The 17,326-nt window shown below is 73.5% G+C and carries 14 protein-coding genes; 9 read left to right on the top strand and 5 right to left on the bottom strand.

The window, feature by feature from the left end; all coding sequences use genetic code 11:
• Window positions 1-13: 13 nt before the first annotated feature.
• Both fes and fhuB read right to left on the bottom strand, forming a co-directional pair.
• Window positions 14-1,234 (bottom strand): enterochelin esterase, encoded by a 1,221-nt coding sequence (gene fes, locus ACGF3I_RS05310; protein WP_393129240.1) that lies wholly within the window; start codon window positions 1,232-1,234, stop codon window positions 14-16.
• 46 nt (window positions 1,235-1,280) lie between these two features.
• The gene (gene fhuB / locus ACGF3I_RS05305; RefSeq protein ID WP_393129239.1) at window positions 1,281-3,557 is read right to left on the bottom strand and encodes a Fe(3+)-hydroxamate ABC transporter permease FhuB; all 2,277 of its coding nucleotides are present in this window, start codon (window positions 3,555-3,557) and stop codon (window positions 1,281-1,283) included.
• A gap of 113 nt (window positions 3,558-3,670) precedes the next feature.
• On the opposite strand from fhuB, the gene ACGF3I_RS05300 reads away from it, so the two are divergent.
• From ACGF3I_RS05300 to ACGF3I_RS05280, 5 genes are all read left to right on the top strand, one after another.
• Window positions 3,671-4,462, top strand: a complete 792-nt coding sequence (locus ACGF3I_RS05300) for a 2,3-dihydro-2,3-dihydroxybenzoate dehydrogenase (protein ID WP_393129238.1) — start codon at window positions 3,671-3,673, stop codon at window positions 4,460-4,462.
• Between the two features lie 125 nt (window positions 4,463-4,587).
• The gene (gene dhbC, locus ACGF3I_RS05295; RefSeq protein ID WP_393129237.1) at window positions 4,588-5,793 is read left to right on the top strand and encodes an isochorismate synthase DhbC; all 1,206 of its coding nucleotides are present in this window, start codon (window positions 4,588-4,590) and stop codon (window positions 5,791-5,793) included.
• The gene (locus tag ACGF3I_RS05290; RefSeq protein WP_393129236.1) at window positions 5,790-7,412 is read left to right on the top strand and encodes a (2,3-dihydroxybenzoyl)adenylate synthase; all 1,623 of its coding nucleotides are present in this window, start codon (window positions 5,790-5,792) and stop codon (window positions 7,410-7,412) included. The genes dhbC and ACGF3I_RS05290 overlap by 4 nt, the downstream gene beginning before the upstream one ends.
• A gap of 97 nt (window positions 7,413-7,509) precedes the next feature.
• Window positions 7,510-8,142 (top strand): isochorismatase family protein, encoded by a 633-nt coding sequence (locus tag ACGF3I_RS05285; RefSeq protein WP_393129235.1) that lies wholly within the window; start codon window positions 7,510-7,512, stop codon window positions 8,140-8,142.
• Window positions 8,143-8,145: 3 nt separating this feature from the next.
• Entirely contained in the window at window positions 8,146-8,373 is a 228-nt protein-coding gene (locus tag ACGF3I_RS05280; RefSeq protein WP_393129234.1) for a phosphopantetheine-binding protein, read from the top strand.
• A gap of 130 nt (window positions 8,374-8,503) precedes the next feature.
• On the opposite strand, the gene ACGF3I_RS05275 is transcribed toward ACGF3I_RS05280, so the two are convergent.
• Window positions 8,504-9,163, bottom strand: a complete 660-nt coding sequence (locus tag ACGF3I_RS05275; protein WP_393129233.1) for a class I SAM-dependent methyltransferase — start codon at window positions 9,161-9,163, stop codon at window positions 8,504-8,506.
• 340 nt (window positions 9,164-9,503) lie between these two features.
• Between ACGF3I_RS05275 and proP the strand changes: the two genes are divergently transcribed.
• Both proP and ACGF3I_RS05265 read left to right on the top strand, forming a co-directional pair.
• A complete protein-coding gene (gene proP / locus ACGF3I_RS05270) occupies window positions 9,504-11,060 on the top strand; it encodes a glycine betaine/L-proline transporter ProP (protein ID WP_393129232.1) in 1,557 nt (518 codons plus the stop codon).
• Between the two features lie 56 nt (window positions 11,061-11,116).
• Window positions 11,117-12,307 carry an MFS transporter gene (locus ACGF3I_RS05265; RefSeq protein ID WP_393129231.1) on the top strand — a complete coding sequence of 397 codons (1,191 nt, stop codon included), beginning with the start codon at window positions 11,117-11,119 and terminating at the stop codon, window positions 12,305-12,307.
• Window positions 12,308-12,369: 62 nt separating this feature from the next.
• Here the strand turns inward: ACGF3I_RS05265 and ACGF3I_RS05260 are convergent, their stop codons facing one another.
• Window positions 12,370-14,106 carry an MFS transporter gene (locus ACGF3I_RS05260; RefSeq protein ID WP_393129230.1) on the bottom strand — a complete coding sequence of 579 codons (1,737 nt, stop codon included), beginning with the start codon at window positions 14,104-14,106 and terminating at the stop codon, window positions 12,370-12,372.
• 219 nt (window positions 14,107-14,325) lie between these two features.
• Between ACGF3I_RS05260 and ACGF3I_RS05255 the strand changes: the two genes are divergently transcribed.
• Window positions 14,326-15,483 (top strand): winged helix DNA-binding domain-containing protein, encoded by a 1,158-nt coding sequence (locus ACGF3I_RS05255; RefSeq protein ID WP_393129229.1) that lies wholly within the window; start codon window positions 14,326-14,328, stop codon window positions 15,481-15,483.
• Window positions 15,484-15,492: 9 nt separating this feature from the next.
• On the opposite strand, the gene ACGF3I_RS05250 is transcribed toward ACGF3I_RS05255, so the two are convergent.
• A complete protein-coding gene (locus tag ACGF3I_RS05250; protein ID WP_393129228.1) occupies window positions 15,493-16,245 on the bottom strand; it encodes a helix-turn-helix transcriptional regulator in 753 nt (250 codons plus the stop codon).
• A 117-nt stretch (window positions 16,246-16,362) separates the two neighbouring features.
• On the opposite strand from ACGF3I_RS05250, the gene ACGF3I_RS05245 reads away from it, so the two are divergent.
• Window positions 16,363-17,244, top strand: coding sequence for an NAD(P)H-binding protein (locus tag ACGF3I_RS05245; RefSeq protein WP_393129227.1), 882 nt, complete (start codon window positions 16,363-16,365; stop codon window positions 17,242-17,244).
• Window positions 17,245-17,326 lie beyond the last annotated feature (82 nt).

Below are 17,326 nucleotides of genomic sequence, written 5' to 3'. Positions count from 1 at the left end.
GCGCTCCGGCGGCTCAGGCGGTACCGAGCAGGGCCGCAAGGCCCGAGGCCAGGCCGCCGCGCCAACAGGCGTAGTCGTGGCCGCCGTTGAACTCCTCGTACGCCACCTCGTACCCCCGCGCCCGCAGCACGTTGCGCAGCCGCCGGTTCTCGGCGAGCAGCATCCACTCCTGAAGGCCCACCTCGAGGCGCAGCCGGACGGGCCGCCGCGCGGCCGAGGCGTACTGCCGGGTGAGCCACTCCGGGCCGAGCTCGGATTCGTCCGGCCACCAGAAGGAACCGGACTGGGACAGCGCGAGGCCGAAGCGGTCGGGCCGGTGGAAGGCCGCGAACGCGGCCGTCAGGCCGCCCGCGCTCTGGCCCGCGACGACCGTGCGTTGCGGCGCGAGATCCGCCCCGTAGGTGCGGGCCGCCCACGGCAACAGCCCGTCCGCGAGCCAGTCCACGAACGCGGGGTTGCAGCCGAGGTCCTCCATGCGGCGGCCCATGGTGTCCACGAGGAGCGTCACCGTCGGTGGCACGGCCCCGTCGGCATGCAGCAGGTCGAGGCTGTCGCCGATCCCGAGCACCGGCCCCCACATCTCGCCGTCGAACAGGACGGCCACCGCGTACGGGCCGGCGTCGCGCGTGTGGCCGGGCGGCAGGTGCACGCCGATGTCGCGGCCGTCGACCCGCTCGGTCGGCGTGCGGCCCCGGGCGGTGCCGGGGCGGCGCACGACGTACGGCTGCGGGGGAGCGGAGGGCAGCGCGAAGACGGAGGCGGGGGCGCGGCCGGCCGGGGAGGCCAGCGCGGGGCGGGAGTTGAGCGGGTCGGGCACGGCCAGGTCGAGCACGCGCCGCCAGGACGCCCGGTCGGTGCGCAGAAGGTCGGCGCGCGGGCCCCGGCCGATGTGGAACTGGTACGAGGCGCGGTGGTCGGCGCGCAGCCGGTGGCTGAGGAACCAGACCGATGTGCCGTCGAGCCTGCGCATCAGGTGCGGTTCGAGCCGGCCCGCGTGCCGGTCGCGGTCGGTGACCGTGTGGACCAGGGTGAGGACATCGGCGGCCGGGGCCGCCGGGTCGTCGCGCCACAGGAACGTGACGAGCCGGTGCTCGGGGTCGCCGTCCGGATCGGCCTCCACCAGCGGAGTGCCGAGCGCCGCGGCGCGCAGCCAGAACTCGGCTTCGGCGCCCGGGACTTGGGACCGTATGGCGGAGGCGAGCAGATTCAGCAGCGGGCTGCGGACGGACGTCACGGTGCACAGGCCTCTCGTGAGGTGGGAGGGGGCGGCGGGTGGCGGGTCATACACGGGTGGCGGCCGATCGGCCGAGCAGGACCCAGAGCAGGAAGGGGCCGCCGAGCACGGTCGTCACCACGCCGACCGGCAGCTCGGAGCCCGAGAAGGCGATCCGGCCGAGGGTGTCGGCGGCGACCACCAGAGTGGCGCCGGTCAGCATCGAGCTCATGAGCGGCACCCGCAGGGGGCCCGAGAGGCGGGAGGCGATGACGGGGGAGGCGAGCGCGACGAAGCCGACGGGACCGCTGACGCCGACGGCGAGACCGGCGAGCGCGACCGCCAGCAGCAGGCAGACGGCGCGGGTGCGGCCGGGCCCCGACCCGAGGGAGGCGGCCGTGGCGTCGTCGAAGCGGAGGATGCCGAGGTGGCGTGCGACGGCCAGGGCGAGCGGTACGAGCACGGCGAGCCCGATCAAGACGGGCACGGCCACCGCGTAGCTGCGCCCGTTGAGGCTGCCGGAGGTCCAGATGTACAGCGAACCGGCCGAGTTGAGGGAGCGGCGGGACAGGACGACCTGGGTGGCGGCGGAGGCCAGGGCGGACATCGCGAGGCCGACGACGAGCACCCGGTAGCCGCGCTGTCCGAGCCCGCCGGAGACCACGGTCACCACGAGGGCGGCCACGATCGCGCCGACGGGCCCGGCCCACCAGGCGCCGAACGTGCCCGTCGCGCTGAACGTCACGGACAGCAGGACGGCCGCGGTGGCGCCGTCGTTGACGCCGAGGAGTTCGGGGGTGGCGAGCCGGTTGCGGGCGAGCGTCTGGGTGAGGCAGCCGGCCAGGCCGAGCGCGGCACCGGCGGCGAGTCCGGCGACGATGCGGCCGAGCCGGAACTTCTGCACGAGCAGGACGTCGAAGTGGTCGCCGTATCCGAACACCGCGCGGAAGGTGCGCCCCACGCTCAGATCGCTCTGCCCCGCGTACGCGGACAGCGTGACGGCCACCAGCAGCAGCGCGGCCAGGAGCAGCGAGACCAGCAGGGCGCGTCGGGGCACGAGGAGCGAGAGCGGGCCGCGCCGCACGACGAACGTGTCGGCGGGCCGCGTCCGGCCGGGACGCGCGGCGCGGCGGGGCAGTCGCGGGCGGAGCGGCCGGGACCGGCGGGCGCCGCGGTGAGTCTCCTCGGCGGCCGGTTCCGTCATGCCCATGGTCGCCAGCTGCTTGGAGCGCACGATGGCGATGAGGACGGGTGCGCCGATCAGGGCGACGATCACCGAGACCGGCGCCTCGAACGGGCGGGAGATCACGCGGGCCGCCACGTCGGAGACCATGAGGACGCCCGCGCCGATCAGCCCGGCCAGCAGCAGCCGCACCGCGAGGCGGGTGCCCGCCAGGGCGCGGGCGACGAACCCCGCGAGCAGCCCGAGGAAGGAGATCGGCCCGGCCAGCGCGACGGCCGCCGCCGTGAGCAGCGTCACGCCCGCCGCGACCACGGTGCGGATCACCGGGGGGCGGTGGCCGAGGCTGCGGGCGAGGTCGTCACCGAGGGCGAGGGCGGACAGCGGCCGGGCGACCAGGAGTGCGACGAGGAAGCCGACGGCCAGCACCGGGAAGAGCCGTTCGAGGGCGCCGAAGCCCTGCACCCCGGCGAGCGAGCCGAGCACCCAGAACCTGAACCGGTCGTACGTCTCGGCCGAGTTGACCACGATCACACTGGTGAGCCCGCCGAAGGTGGCACCGAGCGCGGAGCCCGCGAGCACCAGCCGCATCGGCGAACCCCCGCCGCGTCCGCCCGCGATCAGCAGCACCAGACCGCTGGCGACCACGGCCCCGGTGAACGCGCACGCCAGGTAGGCGAAGCCGGAGTCGAGGCCGAGCAGCGCGATCCCCGCCACCACACCGAGGGAGGCTCCCGCGTTCACACCGAGCAGCCCGGTCTCGGCGAGCGGATTGCGGGTGACCGCCTGGAGCAGACAGCCGGCCACGCCGAGGGCCGCGCCCACGAGCAGCGCGGTGAAGGTGCGCGGCAGCCGCAGATCTCCGACGACCAGCGCGAGGCGCGCGTCGGAGCGGGCGCCGCCCCGGTTCAGGACGTAGTCGACCACCCCGCCCGCCCCGACCTCTCCGGCGCCGACGCACAGCGACAGGCCGGCCAGGGCGAGGACGGCGAGCGCGCAGCAGGCCACGGTGGCGGTCAGCCGGCGGCGCGAGGGTTCGGACGCGGCCGGTCGCGGGCCCCGGGGGGCCCTGCTCGCGGTCTTCTCCGGCTCGCCGGACAACGCCCCTCCGGTCGAAGGGGGTTGGGGGGACGGGGTGCGGTGTCCCGTGCGCTGCGTGTGCATAAGGTGAGGCTAGCCTAAGTGTTCACGGGGTATGCGAAAGGCAAAGGGCGGGTAAGGCTGGGCACCTGCAGTGTATTAGGTTAGGCTCACCTAACGAACGGGGAGGAATGCCGATGCCTGACCACATACCGGACGGCCGCGCCGAGTTCGCCGGCCGCATCGCCCTGGTGACCGGAGCGGCCCAGGGCATCGGAGCCGCCGTCGCCACGGCGCTCGCCGCCGAGGGAGCCCATGTCGTGGCCACCGACAGGGCCGCCCCCGGCGACGCACCCGGCGTCACGGAGAACGGCGGCACCGTCACCGGCCGCGCCATGGACGTCACCGACCGCTCCTCCGTCGACACCACCGTCGACTGGATCGAGCGCGAACTCGGGCCGCTGGACGTGCTGGTGAACGTCGCGGGCATCCTGCGCCCCGGCCCGGCCGCCGAGCTCGGCGACCAGGACTGGGCGGACACCTTCGCCGTCAACACCACCGGCGTCTTCCACACCTGCCGCGCCGTCGCCCCGCACCTGACCGCACGCGGAGCCGGCGCGATCGTCACCGTCGGCTCCAACGCGGCGGGCGTCCCCCGCTCCGGCATGGCCGCCTACGCCGCGTCGAAGGCCGCCGCCGCCATGTTCACCAAGTGCCTCGGCCTCGAACTCGCGGGCAGCGGAGTCCGCTGCAACGTCGTGGCCCCCGGCTCCACCGACACCCCCATGCAGCGGGCCCTGTGGACCGACGACACCGCGCCCGCGCGCGTCATCGCCGGAGACCTCGACACCTACCGCACCGGTATCCCGCTGCGCCGCATCGCCGAACCGCGCGACATCGCCGACGCCGTCGTCTTCCTGGCGTCGGACCGGGCCCGCCACATCACCATGCAGGAGCTCTACGTCGACGGCGGCGCCACCCTGCGCTGAGCCGCCGCTCCGCGTGCCGAGGCCCCGCCCCGCGCTCAGACCTCACCCCGGCCCACGCCTCCGCTCGCCCTCCCACCGCTCAACTCCACCGCATCCGCCTGGATCCATCGAGAATTGGAGCCCCCGTGCCGACGGCATCCGAAGTCGCCACGCACATCCCCACGGCCGAGCCGGCCCACCCCGCCGTAGGAGCCGCCACCTCGCTCCTGGACGCCTACACCCCCGGCGCCCGCTTCCTGGGGACCCCCACCCGCACCCTCGTCGGTCACGGCGTGGACCGCGAAGTCCCGCACGACGAACGGCCGTTGGCCGAACGCGTCGCGGCCACCCTCGCCGAGGCCAGGGCGGCGGGCCAGGCCGGCCCCGTCGTCATGGGCGCACTGCCCTTCGACCCGGCCGCGCCGGCCGCGCTGGCCGTCCCGGAGACCGTGCGCACCGCACCGCCGCTCTGCGCCGACCCGCTGATCGCGCTACCCCCGGACCGGCCCACCCCCACCGACTGGCAGATCCGCGCGGTGCCCTCGCCCGAGGCGTACGCCGCGGGCGTCGCCGCCTCCGTCGAGCGCATGTGGCAGGGCGAGTTCAGCAAGGTCGTGCTCGCGCGCACCCTCGAACTCACCTCGCCCGACCCGCTCGACGTCCCGCTGATGCTCCAGCGCCTGGCCCGCCGCGACCCCTCCGGCTACACCTTCGCGCTGCCCACCGGCACCGGCCGGACCCTGCTCGGCGCGAGCCCGGAACTCCTGGTGTCCCGGCACGGCAACCGCGTCGTCTCCAACCCGCTGGCCGGCTCCACGCCCCGCAGCGCCGACCTCGCCGAGGACGTGCGCCGGGCCGCCGCGCTCCTGGAGTCCGCCAAGGACCTGCACGAACACGCCGTCGTCGTGGACGCCGTGCACCAGGCGCTCGCCCCGTACTGCGTCGACATGGTCGTGCCCGGCAAGCCCACCCTGGTGCGCACCGCCACCATGTGGCACCTGTCCACCACGGTCACCGCCACTCTGGCCTCGCCCGCCACCTCGGCGATGGAACTCGCCTGCGCGCTCCAGCCGACCCCCGCCGTGTGCGGCACCCCCACCGCCGTCGCCCGCGACGTCATCCGCGAGACCGAGGGCTTCGACCGCGGCTTCTTCACCGGCATGGTCGGGTGGGGCGACGCCGACGGCAACGGCGAGTGGGTCGTCACCATCCGCTGCGCCGAGGCCGAGGAGCGCTCCCTGCGCCTGTACGCCGGCGCGGGCGTCGTCGCCGCGTCGGTCCCGGAGGCCGAGACCGCCGAGACCGCCGCGAAGTTCCGCACCTTCCTGCACGCCGTCGGAGCCGAGCTGTGACGGACCGTCAGGCGCCCACCTGGCCAGCGGAGTTCGCGGAGCGCTACCGCGCGGCAGGCTGGTGGCGCGGCGAGACCTTCGGCCGGATGCTGCGCGACCGGGCCACCGCCCACCCCGACCGCGTGGCCGTGGTGGACCCGGCGGCCGACCGCCGCTGGACGTACGCCGAACTGGACCACCGCGCCGACCGGCTCGCCGCCGGGATGGTCGCGCGCGGCATCGCCAAGGGCGACCGCGTCGTGGTCCAACTGCCCAACACCGCCGAGTTCTTCGAGGTGGTCTTCGCGCTCTTCCGCATCGGCGCCCTGCCGGTCTTCGCGCTGCCCGCGCACCGCGAGAGCGAGATCGGCTACTTCTGCGCGTTCACCGATGCCGTCGCCTACGTCATCGCCGCCGAACACGGCGGCTACGACTACCGCGTCCTCGCGGCCGAGGTGCGGGCCCAAGTACCCACCCTGCGCCATGTGTTCGTGACCGGGGGAGACCCCGGCGCGTTCGAGGCGCTGGCCGACGTGCCGGCCGAACCCGTCGACCTGGACGGCCCCGCCCCCGGCGACCTCGCCTTCCTCCAGCTGTCGGGCGGCAGCACGGGGGTGCCCAAACTCATCCCGCGCACCCACGACGACTACATCTACTCGCTGCGCGGCTCCAACGAGATCTGCGGCGTCACCGAGGACAGCGTCTACCTGGTCGCGCTGCCCGCGGCGCACAACTTCCCGCTGTCGTCGCCCGGTTCGCTCGGCGCGCTCTACGCGGGCGCCCGCGTGGTGCTCTGCCCGCAGCCCGCGCCCGAGACCGCGTTCGAGCTCATCGAGCGCGAACGGGTCACCCTCACCGGCCTCGTACCACCGCTCGCCCTGCTGTGGACGGACGCCGCCCCGAGCACCCCGTACGACCTCTCCAGCCTCGACGTCCTCCTGGTGGGCGGGGCCAAGTTCAGCGAGGAGGCGGCCCGCCGGGTGCGTCCGGCCCTGGGCTGCACCCTCCAGCAGGTCTTCGGCATGGCCGAGGGCCTGGTGAACTACACCCGCCTGGACGACCCCGAGGAGACCATCGTCACCACCCAGGGGCTGCCGATCTCCCCGGACGACGAGATCCGCGTGGTCGACGACCACGACACCGACCTCCCCGACGGCGAGACCGGCCACCTCCTCACCCGCGGCCCGTACACCATCCGCGGCTACTGGAAGGCGCCCGAGCACAACGCGCGGTCCTTCACCGCGGACGGCTTCTACCGCACCGGCGACGTCGTACGACGCACCCCGACCGGCCACCTCGTGGTCGAGGGACGGGCCAAGGACCAGATCAACCGGGGCGGCGAGAAGATCGCGGCGGAGGAGGTAGAGAACCACATCCTCGCCCACCCCTCGGTGCACGACGCCAACGTGGTGGGCGAACCGGACGACTACCTCGGCGAACGCACCTGCGCCTATGTGATCCTGCGCCGCGAGGCCGAACCCCTGAAGCCGGTCGCCATCAAGCGGTTCGTCCGCGAACGCGGGCTCGCCGCCTACAAGGTGCCCGACCGGGTCGAGTTCGTCACGGTCTTCCCGCAGACCGGCGTCGGCAAGATCTCCAAGAAGGACCTGCGGGCCGCGGCGGTCGCCCCCGCCGAGTAACCCCGCCCCGCCAGGCTCCGGCCCATCTCACCCCGCCCCACCTCGCCGCACCCCCCGCCCCACAAACCCCCCTTTCCCGAACGGAACGCCCCGCACCATGGCCCTGCCCGCCATCGCCTCCTATCCCATGCCGACCCCCGGGGACCTGCCCGGCAACCGGGTCGACTGGAAGGTCGAGCCCTCCCGCGCCGTGCTCCTCGTGCACGACCTGCAGAACTACTTCCTGGCGGCCTTCGACACCGAGGCCGCGCCGGTGCCCGAACTCCTCGCCAACGTGGCCCGGTTGAAGCGGGAGGCCGACCGTCTAGGCATCCCCGTCCTCTACACCGCGCAGCCCGGCGGCCAGAGCCCCGAGGAGCGCGGCCTCCAGCAGGACTTCTGGGGCCCGGGCCTGCCGGCCGACCCGCACGCCGAGGCCATCGCCGACGCGGTGGCCCCCGGCCCCGGCGACACCGTGCTGACCAAGTGGAAGTACAGCGGATTCGTCCGCACCGACCTGCTGGAGCGGCTGCGCGAGCAGGGCCGCGACCAGGTGGTCATCACCGGCGTCTACGCCCACATCGGCGTCCTGATGACCGCCTGCGACGCCTGGATGCGGGACATCCAGGCCTTCCTGGTCGCCGACGCCGTCGCCGACTTCTCGGCCGAGGACCACGCGATGGCGTTGCGCTGGGCGGCCGGCAAGTGCGCCGTCGTGACCACCACCGACACCGTCCTGGAAGGCAACTGACCCATGGCACTGACTCTGGAACAGCTGCGGGCCGATGTCGCCGACGTCCTCGGCGAGGACCCGGCCGACATCCCGCTCGACGAGAACCTCGTCGACTACGGCCTCGATTCGGTGCGCCTGATGACGCTCGTGGGCCGCTGGCGCGAGACCCACGGCGTGGACACGGCGTTCGCCGACCTCGCGGAGAAGCCCGCCCTTGAGGAGTGGGCAAGGCTCCTGGGCCTCGCCTGACCGCCCTGCACCACGAAGCGCCGTGCGACCGGCCCCCCCGACCGGCACGGCGCGCGCCGCATGCGACCGGCCCCCCCACCGTACGGCGCGCGCCGCATCCGGCCGGACGCCCCGGCTGCCGCCGTGCGGCTCAGCCGGCCCGACGCCAGACCAGCGTGTAGCGCCAGAAGAGCCGCCGCCGCAACCGGGCCCCCGGCAGCAGCCGGCGGGCCCCGTCGGCGATCTCGGCGAAGGTCATGTCCGCGGCCCGGGTGGGCGCGGTCATGGAGACCGGCCGAGGGGCCCTGCGGCCCCGGTTCTTGAGCCATGCCATCACCACGTTCATCACCATCGCCGCCAGGCCCAGCAGATGGTCCCCCGGGGTGCGGGCCCGGGCGAGCCCGACGACCACCAGGGTCCCGCCGGGCGCAAGCCGCCGGCGCATGCTCACCAGCGCCTCGGCGAACGGCAGGTGGTGCAGCGTGGCGACACAGGTGATGACGTCGAACGGGCCCGGCGGCAGGGCGCCCCGCGCGTCCCCCACGGTGAAGGTCACCGCCGACGCCGGCGGTGTGAGCGCCCGCGCCCGGGCCACGATCGAGGCATCCGCGTCCACAGCGCACACCGAGTCGGCCCGGTGGGCGAGCAGCCGGGCCAGGTCGCCGCTGCCCGAGCCGATGTCCAGGGCGCTCCCGAAGGAACGGGGCAGTTGACGCAGGATCCAGCGGTGGTAATGGGCGTTGTGGTCCCACGGGTGGGCCGCGTGGAAGCGGTCGAGCGCCGCGAAGAAGCGGTCCGTCGGTTTTGGCATGCCGATAGTTGACCATTCGCCCGTTCGGCCGAAGGCCGCCGGTTCGGGGCGGGCGGGGCGGGTGGGGTTACGGGGCCGCGGTACGGGAAGGCGGACCGGGGCAACACGCCGCGTTCGCGCTCGCGGTGCGCACAGGGCGCCCGCAGTGGAGAGTTGGGGTACGTATGCCACGTACCGGACATGCGTCCGTTGCGCGGAAGGTACTCCGTACCGCCCGCGCGACACGGTCCGGACCACCGACGACGACGCACAGGTGCCCATGAAATCAAGCAGGCGGGGGCCCACACCCCCGGGTCAGCAGGGTCGCGGGTTCGGCTCGGGAAGTCCGCAGACCGAGCGCATGGTGCGGACGTTGCTGCGCCGGCGCAAGAAGAGCCTGAGCGCGGACGACGTCATGGTGGCCGACAAGCCGGCCGTCCGCCGGGCCGTGTCCGCGGCGGCCCTCGGCAACACCATGGAGTGGTTCGACTTCGGTGTCTACGCCTATGTGGCCGCCACCCTCGGCAAGGTGTTCTTCCCGTCGAGTTCGCCCGGCGCCCAGGTCATCTCCACGTTCGCCACGTTCGCCGCGGCCTTCGTCGTGCGGCCGATCGGCGGGCTCGTGTTCGGGCCGCTCGGCGACCGGGTGGGACGCCAGAAGGTCCTCGCCGTCACCATGATCATGATGGCGGCCAGCACCTTCGCGGTGGGCTTCCTGCCGGGCTACAACTCGATCGGACTCGCCGCCCCGATCCTGCTCCTCGTCTGCCGTCTCGTGCAGGGCTTCTCCACGGGTGGCGAGTACGCGGGCGCCACCACGTACATCGCCGAGTACTCGCCCGACCGCATCCGCGGCTTCCTCGGCAGCTGGCTCGACTTCGGCACCTTCGTCGGGTACTCACTCGGCTCGGGACTCGTCACCGTCCTGACCGGCGTCCTGTCGGAGCAGCAGATGCTCGACTGGGGCTGGCGCATCCCGTTCTACATCGCCGGGCCCCTCGGGCTCATCGGCCTCTACATGCGGCTCAAGCTCGACGAGACGCCCGCGTTCCAGGAGGCCGAGGAACGAGGGCGGCAGGCGGCGGCGCGCGGCGGAGCCACGCCCGAGGAGGAAGAGCGCCTGGAGCAGGCCCGCATGTCCGGACGCGGACGCCTCAAGGAGGTCTTCACCCACCACTGGCAGGCCATGCTCGTGTGCATCGGCCTCGTCCTGCTCTACAACGTCACCAACTACATGGTGACGTCCTATCTGCCGACCTATATGAGCACCACCCTGGGCCAGTCCGAACTCACCGCCCAGCTCCTCGTGCTCGCCACCATGGTCCTCGTCGTCCTCACCATCACCGCGGTGGGCCGCTCCTCGGACCGGTACGGGCGCCGGCCGCTGTTCCTGTGGGGCGGGATCGCGATGGTGGTCCTCGCGGTGCCCGTCTTCCAGCTCATCCGGCAGGGCGGCATCGTCCTGCCCGCCATCGGCTGCGTCGTCCTCGGCCTGCTCCTGGTGTGCTTCGCGGGCACGAGCGCCGCCACCCTGCCCGCGCTCTTCCCCACCCATCTGCGCTACGGCGGACTCTCGCTCGCCTTCAACCTCTCCGTCTCCGTGTTCGGCGGCACGACCCCGCTCATCGCCTCCGCCCTGGTCAACTCGACCGGCAACGAACTCGTCCCCGCCTACTACCTGATGGTGGCCGGCGTGATCGGGGTGATCTCGGCGCTGTTCCTGCGCGAGACCGCGGGCAAACCGCTGCGCGGCTCGTCGGCGATGGTCGAGTCCGAGGAGGAGGCCCGCGAGATGGTGGCGCGCAGCCGCACCCACGCGGGCCGCAGGGCGCGGGACGTCTGGCTGCAACTGCGCCAGGGCCATCTGCCCCATCTGCACCACACCGACGAGCGGGACCGCAAGGACCGGCGGGACTGACATGACCCGCACCCGCGTCCCCGGTCCGCCCCGGGCGCGCCGTCACCGGCGGTGCCATGAACGGTGATCTCCGCCGATGGCGTCCCTGCCTGCTCGCCGGAGCGGTGTTCGCCGTCTGCATGGCGGGCACCACGCTGCCGACCCCGCTCTACGGCCTCTACCAGGACAAGTTCGGCTTCTCCGAGCTGATGGTCACGGTGGTGTACGCGGTGTACGCCTTCGGGGTCATCGGCGTCCTCCTGCTCGCCGGCAACGTGTCGGACACCGTGGGCCGTCGGCCCGTACTGCTGTGGGGACTCGGCTTCGCCGCCGCGAGCGCGGCCTGCTTCCTCGGCGCCTCCGCACTGGGCTGGCTGTACGCGGGCCGGCTGTTCTCCGGCCTGTCCGCCGGTCTGTTCACCGGGGCGGCCACGGCGTACGTGATGGATCTGGCGCCCCGCGGCGGCGCCGCGCGCGCCACGTTCGTGGCGACGGCCGCCAACATGGGCGGGCTCGGCTGCGGCCCGCTGCTCGCGGGGCTGCTCGCCCAGTACGCCGACTGGCCGCTGTACCTGCCGTTCATCGTGCACCTGGCGCTGGTGGCCTGCTCGGTCGCCGTCGTCCTGTGGCTGCCGGAGACCGTACGCGCACCACGCCCGCTGAGCTCCGTGCGGACCCAGCGGCCGGGGCTGCCCGCCCAGGTGCGCCCGGTGTTCGTGCCCGCGGCCATCGCGTCCTTCGTGTGCTTCGCGCTGTTCGGGGTCTTCACCTCGGTGAGCCCGGCCTTCCTCGCCGAGTCGCTCGACGTCCACAACCATGCCGCGAGCGGGCTCGTCGTCGCGCTCGCCTTCTTCGCCTCGACCGCCGGACAGCTGGCCGTCGGCCGGTTCGGGCTGCGCCGCTCGCTGCCGGTGGGCTGTGTCACCCTGCTCGGCGGTCTCGCGCTGCTCGCGGGCGCGCTGCGCTGGGATCTGCTGCCGCTGATCGTGCTGAGCGCGGTGGTCGGCGGCTGCGGGCAGGGGCTCACTTTCCGCGCGGCCCTGTCGGCGGTGGCCGAGGCGTCCCCGGAGGACCGGCGCGCGGCCGTCATCTCCACCCTGTTCGTGGTGGCCTACACCGGGATCTCGTTGCCGGTGATCGGGGTGGGCCTGCTGGTCGGGCCGCTCGGCCTGGAGGGGGCGGGGCTCGTGTTCATCGGCTGCATGGCCCTGCTCGCGTGCGGGGCGGCCGTCTATCTGGTGCGGCGGCCGGTGTCCGAGCGGCAGTGAGGCCCCGGGCGGCGCGGATCTCTCCGCGCCCCCGGGGCCTCACCTGTGCGCCGCCGTACGGCCTACAGGGCCGGCACCGGCAGAGCCAGATCCACCGTCACCGGGCCGTCGCCGCCGTGATGGGTGGCCGAGGACGCGAGCGGCGCGTGGCCGGCGGCCGTCGCGGCCAGCACATAGGCGCCGCCCCGCGGAACCGGCACCGCGTACCGGCCGCTCTCGTCGGTGTGGGCGGAACCCGCCTGCCGGCCGCGGTGGTCGATCAGGGTGACCTTGGCGTGGGCCACGGGCGCGCCGGACGCGCCGACGACCTGCCCGTGGAAGGCGGCCAGCGCCTCGGTGACCCGTTCCAGGACGGCGTCCTCCTCGCTGCTGGCCCGCAGTTGGGGCTTGGCGGAGGGACGGCCCTTGGGCAGGAACACGGCGAGCACGAGCCCGCCCGCCACGGCGGCCGTCGCGATCAGGAACGAGACGCGGAAGCCGTGCATGGTCGGCAGCGCCACCGGACCGAAGTCCTGCGAGGTGTTGGCCAGCACCATGCCGATGACGGCGCTCGACACGGACGTGCCGATGGAGCGCATCAAGGTGTTGAGCCCGTTGGCCGCGCCGGTCTCGGACGGGTCGACGGCGCCGATGATCAGCGCCGGCAGCGAGGAGTAGGCGAGGCCGATGCCCGCGCCGACCACGACCGAGATGACCACGGTCTGCCAGGCCGCGCTCATCAGGCCGAGCCCGGCCCCGTACCCGATGCCGATGATCAGCATGCCGAGGATGAGGGTGGTCTTCGGCCCGTACTTGGCCGAGAGGCGGGCGTAGACCGGGGCGGTCAGCATCATCGTCAGACCCAGCGGCGCCACGCACAGACCCGCGACCACCATCGACCGGCCGAGGCCGTAACCGGTGGCGGAGGGCAGCTGGAGCAGCTGGGGCAGGACGAGCGAGATGGCGTAGAAGGCGACGCCGACCATGGTGGAGGCGAGGTTGGTGAGCAGTACCTCGCGCCGGGCCGAGGTGCGCAGGTTGACCAGCGGCGCCTTGACGCGCAGCTCCATCACGCCCCACAGGGCGAGGACCAGGACGGAGGCGCCGAGCAGTCCGAGCGTGGTGGTCGAACCCCAGCCCCAGTCACTGCCCTTGGTGATCGGGAGCAGCAGCAGGACGAGGCCCGCGGAGAGGCCGAGCGCGCCGAGTACGTCAAAGGTGCCCTCCGCCTTGACCCTGCTCTCCGGGACGAACGCGAGCGTGAGCGCGATGGCCACCGCGCCCAGGCCCGCCGAGCCGAAGAACAGCGCGTGCCAGTCGGCGTGCTGGGCGACCAGGGCGGCGAGCGGGAGCGCGAGCCCGCCGCCCACGCCTATGGAGGAACTCATGAGGGCCATGGCCGAGCCGAGCTTCTCGCGGGGCAGCTCGTCGCGCATGAGGCCGATGCCCAGCGGGATGGCGCCCATCGCGAAGCCCTGGAGGGCGCGCCCGGCGATCATCACGACGAGGTCGCTGGTGAAGCCGGCGACCAGCGATCCGACGACCATGATGGCGAGGCTGGTCAGGAGCATGCGGCGCTTGCCGTACAGGTCGCCGAGGCGGCCCATGATCGGGGTGGCCACGGCGCCGGCCAGCAGCGTCGAGGTCATGACCCAGGTGGCGTTGGAGGGCGAGGTGCTGAGCAGCTCGGGCAGGTCCTTGATGACCGGCACGAGCAGGGTCTGCATCACCGCGACCGTGATACCGGCGAAGGCGAGGACGGGGACGACACCGCGGGTGCCGCGTGCTGCGGCCTGCTGGTCGGTCGTCGGCTGGGACATTACGGAGCCTCCGGAGGCGGGGTGGGGTCGGCGGCGGCACCTGGCGGTACGTGTGGCTTGAACCTGTTTCCCTGGGCGACTATTCCTGCGGATGCTTATGAATTCCGTATGTGCGCCAAACTTGACCTCGATGGCCAACGCTTGACCATCTCATTGCCCGCCGTGGCGACCGCGCGACGGTGCTGGCCGGGTGGGAGCGGCTGCGGCAGAATCCCGGCCATGAAGATCAGCGAGCGGGAGCTCAACCGTGCCACCCTGAGCCGTCAACTGCTCCTGGAGCGAGCCTCGTTGAGCCTGCCGGACGCCATGAGGCAGCTGGTCGCCCTCCAGGCGCAGCACCCGGCCTCCCCGTACATCGCGCTCTGGAACCGGCTTGAGGACTTCGACCCCGCGGCCCTGGACGAGGCCTTCGCCCGGCGCTCCGTCGTCAAGGCCACGCTGATGCGGATCACCCTGCACGCCGTGCTCGCCGAGGACTACCCGGGTTTTCGCGCGGCGCTGCGGCCCACGCTGTACGCCTCCCGCCTCGGGTACCGCTACGCCGCCGCCGGTCTGACACCGGCGGACGCCGACGAGCTGATCCCGGAACTCCTGGAGTTCGCCCAACAGCCGCGCACCATGGCCGAGATGAAGACCTGGATCGAGGGGCGGCTCGGCGCCGAGCGGCTGGAGGGCGGCTGGTGGGGGCTGCGGGCGTACGCGCCGCTGCACCACGCCCCGACCGGTGGGGCCTGGTCCTTCGGGTACCGCCCGTCCTTCATCGCGGCCACCGCCGACGACCCCCGGCCCGCGCCGGCCGGCCCCGAGCCGGACCTGGACGCGCTGCGGGCTCTGATCGTCCGGTATCTGACCGGGTTCGGGCCCGCGTCGGTGGCCGACATCGCCCAGTTCGCGATGGTGCGGCGAACCGCCGTGCGCGAGGCCCTGCGCGCTCTGGACGACACCGTCGAACACCTTCAAGGACCGGACGGGAGCGCCCTGTTGGACCTGCCCGGCGCGCCCCGCCCGTCCGCGGACACCCCGGCCCCGCCCCGGCTCATCGGCATGTGGGACAGCGTTCTGCTGGCCCACGCGGAGCGCGGCCGCGTGATTCCGGCCGCCCACCGCGCCACCGTGATCCGCACCAATGGTGATGTGCTGCCCACCCTCCTCGTGGACGGTTTCGTCGCCGGGGTGTGGCGCCCCACCGACAAGGGGATCGAGGTGACCGCCTTCGAGCGGCTTCCCCGGGCCACCTGGGACGCGCTCGCCGACGAGGCCCGCTCGCTGACCCACCTCCTCGCCGCCCGCGAGGCGATGCCCTACAGCCGGCACCACCACTGGTGGGCCAAGCTGCCCAAGGGCGGCACGGTACGGCTGCTGCCACCGGCGCGGTGAGCCGGCCGGTCAGGGTCCGCTGCGGCTGCCGTCCGGATCGGCGGCTGCCGTCCGGCCCCCGGGCGCGCGGCCGAAGTCCGTGGTCAGCCAGTGCTCGATGGAGGGGTCGGGGAAGTCGCGGGGCGGATGCGTGCCCGCCACCGCGGCGACGTCCGCCACGCGGTCGAGGCGGAACGCCCGCCAGTCGTCGCGGTCGACGTCGAAGGCGATGAGGTACCACCGTCCGGCCCGCAGGAAGTGGCGATACGGCTCCACCAGGCGCGTCGATGCCACCCCTGTGCGATCGGTGTAGCGGAACCGCAGCCTGCCGTCCGCGGCCACCGCGTCCGCGATCACGCCGACGGTCGCCGCGGTGAGCGTCGCCGCGGGCTGTTCCAGCACCTCCGTCGCCAAGTCGGTCGCGGCGGCACGCCGACGCAGTGGCCTGGGCAGGATCTGGTCGAGCTTGAGCAGCGCGCTCGACGCCACGTCCTCGTCGGGGGACCAGGCGCGGACGAGCCGCAGCCCCGCCACCATCGCGCTGATCTCGTCGGCGGTGAACAGGAGCGGCGGCACCCGCACGTCCGGGACCAGCCGGTAGACGCTGCCGGGCCCCGGCCGGGCCTCGACGGCGTAGCCGAGCCGCCGCAGCCGCCGCACATCGCGCCGAACCGTCCGCACGCTCGTGCCGAGCCGCTCGGCGAGCTCGCCGGCCGCCCACTCGCCACCGCCCCGCAGCAGGGTCAGCATGGTCAGGGTTCTGCTCGTCGGATCGGGATCCATGGGTCCCAGCGTGCCAGGAGAGGAGGACAGGAAGGGGCCGCGTCTGGTCCTAGCCTGGGGCAGCGGGGCACGGCCGCGGGCCCCGGCCCGGACACCGCACGGGAGGAAGAAGCAGCCATGAGGATCGCCGTCACCACCCCGACCGGCAATGTCGGCCGTCATGTCGTCGCCGCCCTGGTGCGCGCGGGGGTCCGACCCCGGGTCCTGCTGCGCGACCCCGGTCGGCTGGCGCCCGGTCTTCATGAAGAGGTGGACGCCGTGCGGGTCGACCAGTACGACGCCGACGCGGTCGCGGCCGCCACGCGCGACATCGACGCCCTGTACTGGGTGGACCCCAGCACCGCCAGTGCCGACCCGCTCGCCGACTACGCCCGGGCCACCGCCGCCGTCGTCCGCGCGGTCACCGAGAACCGGATCGGACGCGTCGTCTTCCAGAGCAGCGTCGGCGCGGAGAAACGCCACGGGGCCGGGGAGATCGACGGACTGGCCCACACGGAGACCGCCCTGGACGCCACCGGCGTCCACGTCACCCACCTGCGCTGCGGCTACTTCTTCACCAACCTCGACCTTCAGCTCGACGCCGTACGGGCCGGCCGCCTTCACGTGGTCCTGCCCCTCGACCAGCCCATGGCATGGGTGGCCCCGCGCGACATCGCGGAGGTGGCCGTCACCCGGCTCCTCTCGGACGCCTGGTCCGGGCGGTGCGTCCAAGCGGTGCACGGCCCGGCCGACCTCACCTGGCGCGAGGTCGCCGAGATCCTCACCGCCGCCACCGGTCGCCCGATCGACGTCGAGCGCATCACCGACGACGCGATGCACGCCCAACTCCGCGACGCGGGCATGCCCGACGGCATGGCCGACGCGGTCCTCGGCATGTCGACCGGCCTCCGCGAGGACTTCGTCCCCGAACAGCCGCGAACCGTCAGGACCACGACACCGACCACCCTCGCGGCCTGGGCCTACGACCATCTGCGTCCACTGATCGCCGACGGCGGCTGAAAGTTTCCTTTCGGGGTGGACGCTCTGTTCGGGTAATTCAATTCGTGTGGGCTGCTCATAATTCCCGGCGAATCGCGGCGCC

The sequence above is a fragment of the Streptomyces sp. NPDC048111 genome (assembly GCF_043202815.1).
In the GTDB taxonomy this organism is placed as follows: domain Bacteria; phylum Actinomycetota; class Actinomycetes; order Streptomycetales; family Streptomycetaceae; genus Streptomyces.
Note: the sequence above shows the minus strand (reverse complement) of the source record. Positions and strands in the feature narration are given on the sequence as shown.

Bases quoted from the DNA above. Each gene is read 5' to 3' on its own strand.
- fhuB (WP_393129239.1), bottom strand. From the start codon at position 3,557: ATGCACACGCAGCGCACGGGACACCGCACCCCGTCCCCCCAACCCCCT.
- ACGF3I_RS05300 (WP_393129238.1), top strand. From the start codon at position 3,671: ATGCCTGACCACATACCGGACGGCCGCGCCGAGTTCGCCGGCCGCATC.
- ACGF3I_RS05285 (WP_393129235.1), top strand. From the start codon at position 7,510: ATGGCCCTGCCCGCCATCGCCTCCTATCCCATGCCGACCCCCGGGGAC.
- ACGF3I_RS05280 (WP_393129234.1), top strand. From the start codon at position 8,146: ATGGCACTGACTCTGGAACAGCTGCGGGCCGATGTCGCCGACGTCCTC.
- ACGF3I_RS05275 (WP_393129233.1), bottom strand. From the start codon at position 9,163: ATGCCAAAACCGACGGACCGCTTCTTCGCGGCGCTCGACCGCTTCCAC.
- proP (WP_393129232.1), top strand. From the start codon at position 9,504: ATGGTGCGGACGTTGCTGCGCCGGCGCAAGAAGAGCCTGAGCGCGGAC.
- ACGF3I_RS05265 (WP_393129231.1), top strand. From the start codon at position 11,117: ATGAACGGTGATCTCCGCCGATGGCGTCCCTGCCTGCTCGCCGGAGCG.
- ACGF3I_RS05260 (WP_393129230.1), bottom strand. From the start codon at position 14,106: ATGTCCCAGCCGACGACCGACCAGCAGGCCGCAGCACGCGGCACCCGC.
- ACGF3I_RS05255 (WP_393129229.1), top strand. From the start codon at position 14,326: ATGAAGATCAGCGAGCGGGAGCTCAACCGTGCCACCCTGAGCCGTCAA.
- ACGF3I_RS05250 (WP_393129228.1), bottom strand. From the start codon at position 16,245: ATGGATCCCGATCCGACGAGCAGAACCCTGACCATGCTGACCCTGCTG.
- ACGF3I_RS05245 (WP_393129227.1), top strand. From the start codon at position 16,363: ATGAGGATCGCCGTCACCACCCCGACCGGCAATGTCGGCCGTCATGTC.